This window comes from Roseovarius lutimaris, from assembly GCF_900115165.1.
GTDB classification, from domain to species: Bacteria; Pseudomonadota; Alphaproteobacteria; order Rhodobacterales; family Rhodobacteraceae; genus Roseovarius; species Roseovarius lutimaris.
Genome location: NZ_FOVP01000018.1, coordinates 45,280 through 58,536 on the forward strand (window position 1 = coordinate 45,280; position 13,257 = coordinate 58,536).

Below are 13,257 nucleotides of genomic sequence, written 5' to 3' on the forward strand. Positions count from 1 at the left end.
CGCTCAGCCGCCCGCCGCCTGCGCCGCTTCCACCGCCGCAGTCCAGAACGGGTTTGCGAAGATCAGAATCATCGCGACGACAAAGCAGTAGATCGCCGTGGATTCGATCATCGCAAGGCTGACGAAGAGGGTCCGCGAAATGGTTGGGGCCGCGTCGGGCTGTTGTGCAATCGCGCTCAGCGCCGTCGAGGCCGCGCGCCCTTCCCCGAGCGCGGGGCCGATGGCGCCGAACGCGACGGTGAGGCCGGCCGTGAAGATTGAAACGCCGGCGATGATACCAAGATCGGTCATGAATTGTCCTTTTCGGAAAGCGGGTGTGATGGGGTCGCGGTGGCACTTGAGATATAGACCGTCGCCAGGATCGCGAAGATATAGGCCTGGATCATGCCGGTCAGAAGCCCGAGCACATCCATCACCACGGGAAAGAAGAATGGCGCGACACCAAGCAGGATCGCCGCGATGACGGCGCCGCTCATGATGTTGCCGTAAAGACGAATGGCGAGCGAGATGCCGCGCGAGAATTCCGAGATGATGTTGAACGGCAGCATGATCGGCGATGGTTGCAGATAGGTCTTGAGATAGCCGCCAAGGCCGCGGCTGCTTACACCGAACAGCGGCACCGCGATCAACACGGAAATCGCCAGGGCGGTCGTCGTCGACAAGGAGGATGTCGGCGGCCGGAACCCCGGAATGACCAGAAGCAGGTTCGACAGCGCGACAAACAGAAACAGCGTGCCGGAAAAATACAACAGGTGCCGCGACGGGCCCTGGGCGATTTCGTCGATCTGGCCCTGAATGCCCTGCACGATCACCTCCAGCGTCGTGCGCCAGCGGTCTGGCGGCACATCGGCGCGCAGGTTGCGGGTGATCAGCATCGAGGCGACGGTCAAAAGGCCCATCACGATCCAGGTATAGAAAATGGTTGCGTTGATCGGCACGCCCCAGGCGTCGAACATGACGATCTGATCCGGCGTAAGGTTCATGATGCGCGACCTGCGGGCGCCCCGACACGGGCGATGGTCGTGGCGATGATGCGCACCATAAGGAACGCGATGGCATAGCCAAGCGCGGCCCATGGCCCGCCCTGCCCGATCACAACCCATCCCACACCGAGCAAGGCCGCGATCCGCAGCGTCGCGCTGAGCGTCAGGAGTTTGACCGGGCTCACGCTGCGCAATGCCAGCCGCATTCCCAGGGCCAGCCCGACAAAGAAAAGCCCCCCCATGACGAGGCCAGAGGCCCCGCCCAGAACCAGCGCAGTCCAGTCAATCGCGATCATTTGTCGCCCCCTTCCTTGTTGATCCATGACGCGGCAATGAACGCGCCCAGCACCACGCCGCCAAGGATCAGGGCGATGGTCCATGAAAACCCCTGCGGCGCCACACGGTCAAGCCAGAGGCCGAGAAACGCCCCGCCAACTGTCGGCACGGCGATTGACCAGCCGATCATTCCGAATGTGCCGATACCGCGCAGCGGGCTTGGCCCCGGATTGTCGCGCGTCGATTTCATCCGCCTGGCCTGACGTGCGATGTCCTCGGTGGATTTATCGGGTTTGGGCGTCATGGCAGCGGCCTTTGCAATTCGGCAAAGCGGCGCACCATATCAGCCTCAAGCCGCGATAGCGCAGAGCGGGCCTGGCGTTCCTCTTCATCCATCTGGACAAAGCTCTCCTCGACCGTGTCTTGCAGGCTACCCAGATCGTCGCCCTGCACCCCGCGCAGGGCAATCACGCAAACGCTATGCCCGGTCTTGACCAGCAGCCCCTCATCAAGGCCAAAGATATCCTCGGCCCCATCGACAAGGCACAGCGTCATGACCGAGGGCACAAGCGCAGTGACAAAATCGACATGGTTCGGCAAGAGGCCGAAGGCGCCATTCGGCGCGACCGCTGTCAGGCGCGTGGCCTGCCCCTCGAACAGGGTGCGGGTCGGCAGGCGCAGGGTGACGGTCATCTCGGCGGCCAGGCTCATGATGCCGCCTCCAGATCACCGAGACCGCCGATCATGTAATAGGCGCTTTCGGGCAGATCGAATTGGGTCTGTTCAAGGATCGTCTCGCAGCCCTCTAGCGTCTCTGCGATCGACACCCGCTTGCCCTCCATCCCGCTGAACGATCCGGTGGTAAAGAACGGCTGCGTCAAAAACCGCTCCAGCCGCCGGGCGCGCGCGACGGTGGCGCGGTCGTTCGACGACAGCTCCTCCAGCCCCAGCATCGCGATGATGTCGCGCAGTTCCTCATACTCCGCCAGCGTCCGGCGCACCGCCCGCGCGATGTCATAATGCCGCTGACCAACCACCGAGGGCGTCAACATCACCGAGGCCGAGGCCAGCGGATCAAGCGCCGGATAGAGCCCCTCGCTGGCGCGTTTGCGCGACAGAACCACCGAGGCCGACAAATGCGAAAAGATATGCGCCGCCGCCGGGTCGGTGAAATCGTCGGCGGGCACATAGACCGCCTGTATCGAGGTGATTGCGCCGCGTTTGGTCGAGGTGATCCGTTCCTCAAGGCCCGCAAGTTCCGTGGCCAGCGTCGGCTGATAGCCCACGCGCGAGGGCATCCGCCCCATCAGGCCCGACACCTCAGAGCCGGCCTGAACAAAGCGAAAGATGTTGTCGATCAACAACAGCACATCCTGGCCTTTGTCATCGCGGAAATATTCGGCCATGGTAAGCGCGGTATTGCCCACCCGAAAGCGCACGCCCGGCGCCTCGTTCATCTGGCCAAACAGCATCACGGTTTTCTCGCGCACGCCCGCCGCGCCCATCTCGCGGTAAAGTTCCTCGGCCTCGCGCGAACGTTCGCCGATGCCGCAAAACAGGCTGACGCCCTTGTGGTTCTGGACGGTGTTGTTGATCAACTCGGTGATCAGCACGGTCTTGCCCACACCCGCCCCGCCAAAAAGCCCGGTCTTGCCGCCGCGCTCGATGGGCGACAACAGATCAATCGCCTTGATCCCGGTTTCAAGGATCTGTGAATGCAAGACACGCTCGCTTAGCGCGGGCGGCGCGCGGTGAATCGAGCGAAGTTCCACGGCCGCCGCCTCGGGTCGCCCATCAATCGGCGCGCCAAAAACATCCAGCATCCGTCCCAGAACGCCCTCTCCCACCGGCACCCGGATCGGCCCGCCGGTGGCCGTAACGGTCATGCCAAGGCCAAGCCCGCGCACCGGCGCCAATGCCATGGCCCGTACCATGCCCTCGCCGATCAGCCCCGAGACCTCAAGCGCGACCTCACCGGCATAAAGCAGATCGTGGATGTGGGGGACGGCGCCGTCGAAGATCACATCGACAACCCCGCCGCGAATGGCGGCGATGCGACCATCAGTTTTGGTGGCGTTGTCAGTGCGGACCTCGGGCGTCATCTTGCGGTCTCATTAGACAGCGACACACGCGTACCGGCCATGCCGTCAAGGATCGCGAGCGCATCGGCCAGACGCCCGATGCCCGCAACGCCGCCGCGATCCGCGAAATCGCAGGCGGCTTGCAGCTTTGGCCCCATCGAGCCTTTCGGCATGTCGAGAGCGCGCGCGCGCTGCGGTGTCAGGTGAGAAATAGGTTTGGCCGCATCGGTCCCGAAATCTTGGTAAACCGCATCGACATCCGTCAGCAGCAACAAAGCATCCGCGCCGATATCGGCGGCCAGAAGCGCGCTTGCGGCATCCTTGTCGATCACCGCCTCGACGCCGATCATGCTGTCATCCGGACGGCGCAAAACCGGGATGCCCCCACCGCCCGCGCAGATCACGATCACGCCCTGATCGAGCAGCAATCGTATGACCCGCAAATCCGGAATTTCCACAGGCCTGGGCGATGGAACCACACGCCGCCAATAGGCGCCGTCCTGCGCAATGCTCCAGCCTGCCGCTTTAGCGCGCGTCTCGGCCTCATCCTTTGAGTAAACCGGCCCGACGAACTTGGTCGGCGTACCAAAGGCCGGATCGCGCCCATCCACGACCACCTGGGTCAACAGGGTCGCAACCGCATGATCGTGGCCAAGCGCGTTTTCCAACTCCTGCTCTATCAGATAGCCGATCATGCCTTCGGTTTCGGCCCCGAGAACGTCCAGCGGATAGGTCTCATCAGGCTTATAGGCGGCCCCCTGCAAGGCCAGAAGACCCACCTGCGGGCCATTGCCGTGGGTCACGATCAACCGATGCCCGGCGCGCACGATAGCGGCAAGCGCCTCTGCCGCCGCTTTGACATTGGCGCGCTGCGCCTCTGCGGTCAGAGGCTGGCCCCTTTGCAACAGCGCATTGCCCCCCACGGCCGCGACTACTAGCATCTCAGGCTCCTAATGTGGCGACAAGAACCGCCTTGATCGTATGCATCCGGTTTTCGGCCTGATCAAACACGATCGAGGCGGCGCTTTCAAATACCTCTTCGGTCACCTCCATTGCATCAAGCCCGAATTCGGCCTTGATGTCGGCCCCGACGGTGGTCTCGGTGTTGTGAAATGCGGGCAGGCAATGCATGAAACAGGCGCGTGGATTGCCGGTTTTGGCCATCACATCGGCGTTGACCTGATAGGGCGTCAGCAGCTTGATGCGTTCGGCCCATTTTTCCCTGGGTTCGCCCATCGACACCCAGACATCGGTATAGACGTAATCGACGCCTTTGACGCCCGTCTCCACGTCTTCGGTGATCGTCACCTGTGCGCCGGTGTCCCCGGCAATCGCCTTGGCCTCATCAATGATCGCTGCTTTGGGCCAGCACGCCTTTGGCGCACAAAGCCGCACATCCATGCCCATCTTGGCGCCGCCGATCAAAAGGCTGTCGCCCATGTTGTTGCCTGCATCCCCCAGAAACGCAAAGGCGACGCGGTGCAGCGGCTTTTCCACATGCTCCTGCATGGTCAGGAAATCGGCGAGGATCTGGGTCGGGTGAAACTCGTTTGTCAGCCCGTTATAGACCGGCACGCCGGAATATTCGGCCAACTCATCAACGACATTCTGGCCAAAGCCGCGATACTCGATCGCGTCATAGATCCGGCCCAGCACGCGGGCGGTATCCTTGACCGATTCCTTGTGGCCGATATGGCTGCCGGTCGGCCCCAGATAGGTGACACGCGCGCCCTGATCATAGGCCGCCACCTCAAACCCCACGCGGGTACGGGTGCTGTCCTTTTCAAAGATCAGCGCGATATCCTTGCCTTGCAGCCGTGGCACCTCGGTGCCGGTGTATTTCGCGACCTTGAGGTCAGCCGCGAGCTTGAGCAGAAAGGCGATTTCGCGCGGGGTATAATCGCGCAGCGTCAGGAAATGCCGGTTCTTCAGGTTGTAAGCCATTTGGATTGCCTTTCGGGGTCAAACAGGATCGCGCAGGGTCGGGCAGCTCATGCAATGGCCGCCGCCACGCCCGCGCCCGAGTTCGGCGCCGGGAATGGCCAGCACGTCGATGCCTGCCGCCGCAAGCGCGGCGTTGGTGTCGTCGTTGCGGTCATAGCCGATGACCACGCCGGGGCGCAGGGCCAGCACGTTGTTGCCATCGTTCCATTGTTCGCGCGCGCGCTCTTCCCCGGTAGAGCCGCCCGTCGGCACAATCTGGAGTCTTTTGTAGCCCAGAACCTCGGCCACGATATCGAAAATCGGGCGCGGGTCATGGCGAAATTGCAAAGGGGCGGCGCCATCGCCGGGGCGAATGTCGTAGCATTTAAGTTCGTCCGCCACCTCCTTGAAGGTCGTGACCACATCGCCACCGCAAAGGGTGAAGACCGTATCGAGATGCATCGCCGCCCGCGATTTCGGGATGGCAAAGGCCAGCACCCGCTCTGCGGCGCCCGTATCGAACAGCGCCTCGGCAAGTTGGCCAACGCCCTGCGGCGACGACCGCTCGCCCATGCCGACCAGAACCGTTGCGTTGCCGACGGGCATGATATCGCCGCCTTCCAGCGTCGCCAGCCCGTGATCAATGGTCGGGTCGCCCCAATGGACCGTCGTTTTGCCCGCGAATTTCGGGTGGAATTTATAGATTGCGGTGTTCAGCAGGGTTTCCGGGCGCCGCGCGGCCCAGTGCATCGGATTGACCGAGACACCGCCATAGATCCACGCGGAATTGTCGCGGGTGAACAGCGCGTTTGGCAATGGCGGCAGGATAAACCCGTGCGCGCCAAGATAGCTGCCGAACAGCCCCGAAGGCTTGAACGGCAGATCGTCGGTGGCCAGCCCGCCGAGCAGGTATTCCGCCAGTTGCGCCCCCGGCAGCTCGTCCATCCAGGCGCGCAGTTCCGACATCATGCCAACGCCGATCTGGTCGGGTGTGATCCGGTGATCCAGCACCCAGTCACGCCCTTTGGAGATATCCAGCGTTTCGGCCAGCAGATCGTTGACGTCCAGAACCTCGACCCCCTCATCGCGCATCGTGGTTGCAAAGACATCGTGGTCTTTCTGCGCCTGCTTGACCCAGAACACATCGTCAAACAACAGATCCTGACAGTTGGCAGGCGTCAATCGACGATGGGCCAGACCGGGGCGGCAGACGACAACCTGGCGCAATTTTCCGGTTTCGGAGTGAACACCCAAGGTTTGATCGGTCATCTTGAGAGCCTTTCTTATACGAGGGTTGCAACGCTGAGAGCGGCGCTGATGAAGACGGTCAGGATCAGCAGCAGCGGCCAGATGAAGGCCAGCCAGCGATCATAGGAAACCCGTCCGATGGCAAGACCACCGACCACGACGGCGAAGGTCGGGTTGATCAGGTTCACCAAGCCGTTGGCCGATTGATAGGCGGTGACGACGAGAGACCGGGCAACGCCTGCAAAATCGGCCAGCGGCGCCAGGATCGGCATCGACATGACGGCCAGACCAGAGGACGAGGGCACGAAAAAGCTCATGCCGACTTCGATCCAGAACATCAGGTTGATGAAGGCCAGATCACCCAGACCGCCAAGCGATTGTTCGGCACTGTGAAGGATCGTGTCGGCAATCAGCCCGTTTTCCATGATCACGACGATCCCCCGGGCCAGGCCGACCACAAGCGCCACGCCAAGAAGGTCACGCGCCCCGTCGATGAAATTTCCGGTCAGCTGCTTTTCGCCCATGCGCGCGATCAGGCCGATCACGATGGCGGACCCAAGGAACAGCGCCGCCATGCGGGCCATCCACCAGCCCTGCGAGGACACGCCCCAGATCATGACCGCAAAGGTGAGAGCAAAGATAATCAAGACAATCGACTGGGTTCCGGTGAGATTGGCCGTGTCCGAGTCGTCCTTGCGATCCTTGAGAAAGATCGCGCGATGTGCCTGCGCCTGTTTCGCCACGACGGATCTGCGCGGGTCGGCCTTGACCCGGCGCGCATAGAGCATCACGTAAGCCGCGCAAATGACCACCCCGCCGATCAGAAGGATAAAGCGCAACGCCATGCCATCGGTAAAGGGAATCCCCGCCGCATTGGCGGCAATCACGGTGGCAAACGGGTTGATGGTCGACCCCAAAACGCCGATCCCCGCCCCGATCAGGATAATCGCAACCCCGGTCACAGCATCATAACCGGCGGCAATCATCACAGGGATCAGGATCGCGTAGAACGCCAGTGTTTCCTCGGCCATGCCATAGGTCGTGCCGCCAAGCGCAAACAGCGACATCATGATCGGAATCATCCAGATTTCGTGCCCTTCAAGCCTGTGCATGACCGTCCGAATGCCGGTATCTATCGCCCCGGTTGCATTCACGATTCCGAGGAAACCGCCGAGAAACAGAACGAAGAGCGCCACATCAATGGCATTTGCCGCATAGCTGTCGGGATCATAAAAACCGGCCCCCGGCGCCAGCATGACATCGAAAAACCCCTGCGGGTTCGGGTCTACCTCCTGGTAGCTTCCGGCGACGGCAATCTCTTTTCCGACGGTGTCGTTCATCACCCTGTCATAGCGTCCGGCGGGAATAATCCATGTCAGCGCAGCCACCAGAATGATCAACAGGAACAGGATTGTATAAGCGGTGGGAAACCTGGAACTGGTTTGCTCTTCCGGGTTTGGCGGGGCTTGCGTGTCATCTTGCATGAGGCTCTCCCTTCGGCTTGCCGTGCTAGCCCCCCGATTGGGGGTGACTGATCCGTGCTTACGGTAAGAAAGAGAGATAACAGGATATGTCTTCGCGGCATTGACCTGCATCAATAGGCGAACAGCGGGTTGCGACATCCACGATCAGGCTGCCATGGTCTGACGAAACCGCAATAGTGCGATGGCGAAAAAGACACCGCCCAGCCCGATCATCACAAGCATATCCGGCCAGACCGTTTGCAGACCGGCGCCGCGATAGAGGATGGCCTGCGAGAAGGCCACGAAATGCGTGGATGGCGCGATCTGCATGACGGTTTGAAGCCAGCCGGGAATGCTCTCCATCGGGGTTGTGCTGCCCGAGAGCAGATTCATGACCACCAGAACCGGCAGGGCCAGCAAACCGAACTGTGACATCGAGGTCGTGAAGGTTGCCAACAGAATGCCAAGCCCTGTGACCGACACCAGATAGAGCACCGTACCCGTCACGAAAAGCGTAAGCGATCCGGCAATTGGCACGCCAAGTATGCCCTGAACCACCAGCCAAAGCGACAAAACGGCGGCGACAATGATCGCCAGGCCATTGGCCCAGATCTTGGCCAGCATGATTTCCGACGGCGTGACCGGCATGACCAGCAAATGCTCGATTGTTCCGTGTTCGCGCTCGCGGATCAGGGCCGCGCCGGTCAGCAGAATTGCCAGGATCGTGACGTTGTTGATCACCTGCATCACAGAGGAAAACCATGTCGATTGCAGGTTTGGATTGAACTGCGCCGTGACGATCAGATCTATCGGCAGCGTGCTCGATGTATCGTCGCCTGCCACGAATTTGGTGATTTCCCCGGTTATGATTTCCTGAAGGAAAACCGACCCGTTGCCCGCCTGCACCATCGCCGTGGCATCCACGTTCAACTGCAAGGATGGCTGCAATCCGGCGATCACGTCTGCCTCGAAGCGCGGCGGAAAGGACAGCACGAAAACATAGCTGCCATCGTTCATGACGCGATCAATATCGGAGGCCGCGATTTCCTGAGGGGTGTCAAATTCCGGCGGCAGAATCGCCCCGATAATCCGCCCGCTCAGATCAGAGCGGTCAAGATCGACATAGGCCACCGACGCATTGATCACCTCAAGCTTGGCCCCGGTCGCAACCGCATAGACCGCAAAGCTGAAGACATAGGCAATCAGGAAAAGCAGAACCGGATCGGCCCGCAGGCTGCGAAGCTCTTTGAGACCGAGCCGGTAAATATTGGACAGCCATTGCCGCATCTCAGGGTTCCTGTTTGCTAAGGGCAAGGATCGACACCGCGACAAAGAAAACAGCAAAACCCGCCAGGGCGAGATGGTTTTTCCAAAGCTCCGCAAAGCCAAGATCCTTGGTGAATGTGCCAACGCTGATCTGTTGATACCAACCCGACGGAAAGCTTAGCCCGATCATCTGCCCGCTGCCCGAAAGCGAGGAGACCGGAACCAGAAGCCCCGAGAAATTGACCGCCGGAATGATGGCGATGATAGCTGTGGCAAAGGTGGCGGCGACCTGCGTTTTGGTGAAGGTCGAGACCAGAACCCCGAACCCGGTTGTCGCCAGTACATAGAGCAATGTGCCGATCACAAGCGTCAGGCCAGAGCCCTTTATGGGCACCTCGAACACCCCATATGCGACCATCAACAGGGTCAAAAAGCTAAGCATCGCGATGACCACATAGGGCAGCTGTTTGCCCAGAAGAAACTCTGCCCGCGTCACGGGGGTCGAGCGGAAATTGGCGATTGATCCGGTCTCTTTTTCGCGCACAACGCCCATGGCCGCCATCATCGACGGGATGAGAACAAGCATCAGCATGATTACCGATGGCACCATGGCAACGACGCTTTTGAACGCCTGATTATACCGAAAACGGGTCTCGATATCGGCGGCACTCGTATCGACGCCCTCGCCGTAGGTGCGCTCGATCTGATCCGCCATATAGGATTGGGCCAACCCGAGCAGATAGCCGCGTGTCGTTTCCGCCCGAAACGGCATTGCTGCATCGACAGCGGCGCGCACTTCGGGGGTTTTGCCGCTCAACAGGTCCCGACCGAAGTCAGGCGGGATTTCGATGGCAATGGCGATCTCTGCGTCGCGCAGGCGCGCGGCAAGCTCGGTCGCGCTTGTTGCCGGGGCGCGTTCTTCAAAATAGCGCGAGCCGGAAAACGCTTCGAGAAGGGTTCGGCTCTCGGCGGTCTGATCCTGATCCAGCACCGCGTAGGGCAGATCGGTCACGTCAAACGAGATGCCATAGCCGAACGTCAGCATCAGAATGACAGGCCCCAGAAAGGCAAAGGTCAGCCGCAACCGGTCGCGCAGGATTTCCATCGTTTCGCGGCGCGCAAACGCCCACATCCGCGCCAGACCACCACCGGACCGCGCGCGATCGCCGGTTTGCGCCTCTGACGGCAGTGTTGGCGCCTTGGCCTTGCCGGTTGGCGCATCGCCGTCGGCGGCGTCCTCAAGATAGCTGACAAAGGCCTCATTCAGGTTTTCCGTGCCCTTGGACGCCGCGATTTCAGCAGGCGTGCCAACGCTCAGAACCCGCCCCGCATGCATCAGCGATATCCGGTCGCAACGCTGCGCCTCGTTCATGAAGTGGGTGGAGACGAATATCGTCACCCCGTCGTTGCGCGACAGCGCGATCAGGTGCTGCCAGAACGCGTCGCGCGCGACCGGATCGACACCCGATGTCGGCTCATCGAGGATCAGCACTTCGGGGGAATGGATCATCGCAACCGCAAGCTGAAGCCGCTGGCGGATGCCAAGGGGCAAGGCGTCGGGCCGCACCTCGGCAACATCGACGAGATCGAATGTCGCCATCATCTCGCTGACCCGCCCTGCCCGCCTGATCACTGGCAACTGGTAAAGCTCGGCGTGCAGATCGAGATTCTGGCGCACGGTCAATTCGCTATAAAGCGAAAAGGATTGCGACATATATCCAACCCTCTGGCGGGTGCGCATGTCGCGCGCATCCAATGTCTCCCCGAACAAAAGCGCCTCGCCGGAACTGGCAGGCAGCAACCCGGTCAGCATCTTCATGGTCGTCGTCTTGCCGCAGCCGTTCGAGCCCAGAAACCCAAAGATTTCGCCGCGCTCGATCTCGAAGTTCACCCGATCAACCGCAACAAAATCCCCGAATTTGCGGGTCAGGGCCTTGGCCTGAATGGCGGGCGGGCCGCCAAGGTCTTGCCGGGGGGGCACCACAACCTCGCTGTGCCCGCGGCGCTCATCCTCTGGCAACATGGCGATAAACGCCGCTTCGAGCGTTGGCTGGTTGCTTTGTTTCAGAATCTGACCCGGACGTCCGGTCGCGATCACCTTGCCGTCCGACATCGCGGCCAACCAGTCAAAACGCTCGGCCTCTTCCATATAGGCGGTTGCCACGATCACGCTCATTTCCGGGCGTTGCCGGCGGATACGGTCGATCAGCTCCCAGAATTGCTGCCGCGACAGCGGATCGACGCCGGTCGTCGGCTCGTCGAGGATCAACAGGTCAGGATCGTGAATAAGCGCCGAACAAAGCGACAGCTTTTGCTTCATGCCGCCCGAAAGCTTGCCGGCGGGCCGATCAGGAAACGGGTCAAGCCCGGTAGCCTGAAGCAAATCGGCAATCCGGGCGGCGCGCTCGGCCTGTGATTGGGCAAACAGCCGACCGAAGAAATCCAGGTTCTCGGTGACGCTCAACGTCGGATAAAGATTGCGCCCAAGGCCCTGCGGCATATAGGCGATACGGTGGTTGCAGGCCCGCAGATGCCTGCGATCCCGAACATCGCCGTCCAGCACCTGCACATTACCGGTTTGAAGCCGCCGAACACCCGCCAGCAGGGCCAGTAGCGTCGATTTGCCAACACCATCCGGGCCAATCAGACCGGCCATGCAGCCCGCAGGCACGTCCAGCGTGATATCGTCCAGGGCCGCCGTCCCGCCATAGCGATGCGTGACCGCCGAGAGCGTCGCGACCGGGGACGGGATCATTGTGGCAATCTCACCGCAAGCTCCGGCGGCCAGGCCATATTTTCATCGACCAGCACATAGCCGACACCCGGCACCCCGCCGCGTGCGCGGTCCTGATAATCGGCCAAAAGCTCGGGCGCGATTGTCAGCTTGACGCGAAACATCAGCTGATCGCGCTCATCGCTGGTCTCGACCGATTTTGGGGTAAACTGAGCCGTACTGGCGACAAATGTCACCTTGGCAGGGATCACATAGTCGGGGATCGCGTCCAGAATGATCCGGGCCTCGGCACCAATCGCCAGGCGCCCGACATCACGCGATGGCAGGAATATCGTCATGTACATGTCCGACAGGTCGGTCAGCGTAACGACGCTGCTGCCTGCCGCCACGACTTCGCCGACATGTTCCAACAGGTATTGCACACGCCCGGCACGTGGCGCTTTCAGGTGCGAGTCGTCGATCAGGCTTTGCACCCCGGCGACGCCCGCCTCGGCGGCGGCGATGGTCGCCTCGGCCAGAGGAATGCCAGCCTCGGCGGCTGCAAGGGCGGCTTCCGCGCTCTCCAGAACGGTGCGCTGCGCATCCAGTTTCGCCTGACTGTTGAACCCGCTGTCCGCCAGCTTTTCGACCCGGTTGAATTCGGCCCTTGCCGTGGTCAGTTCCGATTGGCGCTGCCGCAACAGGGCTTCGGCCTGGAGTTTCTGCTGCTGCGCCTGAAGAACGCTTGCCTGTGCCTGACGCAACTCTGCCTCAAGATCAGCGGTATCCATCTTGGCAATCAGTTGCCCTTTTTCGACCCAATCCCCTTCGGCAACGAGAACCTCGGCCACGCGACCGGCCAATTTGGTCGCAACGGAAATCCGTTCCGCCTCGATTCGCCCGTTGGAGCGGCTGATGCCAGCCGGAAGGTTCGAGCCCTGCGATATCTGCCACCACGCAGCACCGGCAATACCGGCCGCAATCAACAGCACGGCCACGGCCATTGTGCTTTTTTTCATGATCTCGATCCTATTCATTGGGCAAACACGGAAAAACAGGCGCGTTTTCGCTCGCTTTTTATCGTTTACGTTAGTTAGTCGTCGCGGACAGCGCATACATTGACGCAGATCAATCACGGATGACTTGCAGTTAGATATCACTCACTCAAGTTTTCATTGAACAAGAAAGGTTTGGGCAATGGCGCGCGTTACATCACTTCACAACAAAAGGCCCTCCGCTGAAAAAAAAGCCAAAGTCGCCCCTAAAAGCGGCAAGTTGGCATTGGCCCCCGCCCTGCGGCCCGA

General features: G+C 61.0%; 13 protein-coding genes. All 13 read right to left on the reverse strand.

Annotation, left to right across the window (positions count from 1 at the left end; translation table 11 throughout):
* Positions 1-3 precede the first annotated feature (3 nt).
* Positions 4-291, reverse strand: coding sequence for a F0F1 ATP synthase subunit C (locus tag BMZ91_RS15580; RefSeq protein ID WP_092840901.1), 288 nt, complete (start codon positions 289-291; stop codon positions 4-6).
* Positions 288-983: a F0F1 ATP synthase subunit A gene (locus tag BMZ91_RS15585; RefSeq protein WP_092840903.1), complete on the reverse strand. Its 696-nt coding sequence runs from the start codon at positions 981-983 to the stop codon at positions 288-290. Before BMZ91_RS15585 ends, BMZ91_RS15580 begins: the two co-directional genes overlap by 4 nt.
* The gene (locus BMZ91_RS15590; protein ID WP_218145676.1) at positions 980-1,279 is read right to left on the reverse strand and encodes an ATP synthase subunit AtpR; all 300 of its coding nucleotides are present in this window, start codon (positions 1,277-1,279) and stop codon (positions 980-982) included. The genes BMZ91_RS15585 and BMZ91_RS15590 overlap by 4 nt, the downstream gene beginning before the upstream one ends.
* Complete coding sequence (locus tag BMZ91_RS15595; RefSeq protein WP_080456807.1) at positions 1,276-1,563, reverse strand: AtpZ/AtpI family protein; 288 nt, start codon at positions 1,561-1,563, stop codon at positions 1,276-1,278. The genes BMZ91_RS15590 and BMZ91_RS15595 overlap by 4 nt, the downstream gene beginning before the upstream one ends.
* Entirely contained in the window at positions 1,560-1,970 is a 411-nt protein-coding gene (locus tag BMZ91_RS15600; RefSeq protein WP_092840905.1) for an ATPase, read from the reverse strand. The genes BMZ91_RS15595 and BMZ91_RS15600 overlap by 4 nt, the downstream gene beginning before the upstream one ends.
* Entirely contained in the window at positions 1,967-3,361 is a 1,395-nt protein-coding gene (atpD, locus tag BMZ91_RS15605; protein WP_092840907.1) for a F0F1 ATP synthase subunit beta, read from the reverse strand. Before atpD ends, BMZ91_RS15600 begins: the two co-directional genes overlap by 4 nt.
* On the reverse strand, positions 3,358-4,281 hold the full coding sequence (gene arcC / locus BMZ91_RS15610) for a carbamate kinase (RefSeq protein ID WP_092840909.1): 924 nt from the start codon (positions 4,279-4,281) through the stop codon (positions 3,358-3,360). Before arcC ends, atpD begins: the two co-directional genes overlap by 4 nt.
* 1 nt (position 4,282) lies before the next feature.
* Positions 4,283-5,284: an ornithine carbamoyltransferase gene (gene argF, locus BMZ91_RS15615; RefSeq protein ID WP_092840911.1), complete on the reverse strand. Its 1,002-nt coding sequence runs from the start codon at positions 5,282-5,284 to the stop codon at positions 4,283-4,285.
* An 18-nt stretch (positions 5,285-5,302) separates the two neighbouring features.
* Positions 5,303-6,532, reverse strand: coding sequence for an arginine deiminase (locus tag BMZ91_RS15620; protein WP_092840913.1), 1,230 nt, complete (start codon positions 6,530-6,532; stop codon positions 5,303-5,305).
* A 14-nt stretch (positions 6,533-6,546) separates the two neighbouring features.
* A complete protein-coding gene (locus BMZ91_RS15625; protein WP_092840915.1) occupies positions 6,547-7,995 on the reverse strand; it encodes a YfcC family protein in 1,449 nt (482 codons plus the stop codon).
* 144 nt (positions 7,996-8,139) lie between these two features.
* Positions 8,140-9,261 (reverse strand): ABC transporter permease, encoded by a 1,122-nt coding sequence (locus tag BMZ91_RS15630; RefSeq protein WP_092840917.1) that lies wholly within the window; start codon positions 9,259-9,261, stop codon positions 8,140-8,142.
* Between the two features lies 1 nt (position 9,262).
* On the reverse strand, positions 9,263-11,995 hold the full coding sequence (gene rbbA / locus BMZ91_RS15635; protein WP_092840919.1) for a ribosome-associated ATPase/putative transporter RbbA: 2,733 nt from the start codon (positions 11,993-11,995) through the stop codon (positions 9,263-9,265).
* Positions 11,992-12,972 carry an HlyD family secretion protein gene (locus tag BMZ91_RS15640; protein WP_092841002.1) on the reverse strand — a complete coding sequence of 327 codons (981 nt, stop codon included), beginning with the start codon at positions 12,970-12,972 and terminating at the stop codon, positions 11,992-11,994. Before BMZ91_RS15640 ends, rbbA begins: the two co-directional genes overlap by 4 nt.
* Positions 12,973-13,257: the final 285 nt, after the last annotated feature.

What these genes read in the sequence shown, in the direction of transcription:
- BMZ91_RS15600 (WP_092840905.1), bottom strand. Translation starts at nt 1,970, where the DNA reads ATGAGCCTGGCCGCCGAGATGACCGTCACCCTGCGCCTGCCGACCCGC.
- BMZ91_RS15630 (WP_092840917.1), bottom strand. Translation starts at nt 9,261, where the DNA reads ATGCGGCAATGGCTGTCCAATATTTACCGGCTCGGTCTCAAAGAGCTT.
- BMZ91_RS15620 (WP_092840913.1), bottom strand. Translation starts at nt 6,532, where the DNA reads ATGACCGATCAAACCTTGGGTGTTCACTCCGAAACCGGAAAATTGCGC.
- atpD (WP_092840907.1), bottom strand. Translation starts at nt 3,361, where the DNA reads ATGACGCCCGAGGTCCGCACTGACAACGCCACCAAAACTGATGGTCGC.
- arcC (WP_092840909.1), bottom strand. Translation starts at nt 4,281, where the DNA reads ATGCTAGTAGTCGCGGCCGTGGGGGGCAATGCGCTGTTGCAAAGGGGC.
- rbbA (WP_092840919.1), bottom strand. Translation starts at nt 11,995, where the DNA reads ATGATCCCGTCCCCGGTCGCGACGCTCTCGGCGGTCACGCATCGCTAT.
- BMZ91_RS15585 (WP_092840903.1), bottom strand. Translation starts at nt 983, where the DNA reads ATGAACCTTACGCCGGATCAGATCGTCATGTTCGACGCCTGGGGCGTG.
- BMZ91_RS15590 (WP_218145676.1), bottom strand. Translation starts at nt 1,279, where the DNA reads ATGATCGCGATTGACTGGACTGCGCTGGTTCTGGGCGGGGCCTCTGGC.
- argF (WP_092840911.1), bottom strand. Translation starts at nt 5,284, where the DNA reads ATGGCTTACAACCTGAAGAACCGGCATTTCCTGACGCTGCGCGATTAT.
- BMZ91_RS15595 (WP_080456807.1), bottom strand. Translation starts at nt 1,563, where the DNA reads ATGACGCCCAAACCCGATAAATCCACCGAGGACATCGCACGTCAGGCC.
- BMZ91_RS15625 (WP_092840915.1), bottom strand. Translation starts at nt 7,995, where the DNA reads ATGCAAGATGACACGCAAGCCCCGCCAAACCCGGAAGAGCAAACCAGT.
- BMZ91_RS15640 (WP_092841002.1), bottom strand. Translation starts at nt 12,972, where the DNA reads ATGAAAAAAAGCACAATGGCCGTGGCCGTGCTGTTGATTGCGGCCGGT.
- BMZ91_RS15580 (WP_092840901.1), bottom strand. Translation starts at nt 291, where the DNA reads ATGACCGATCTTGGTATCATCGCCGGCGTTTCAATCTTCACGGCCGGC.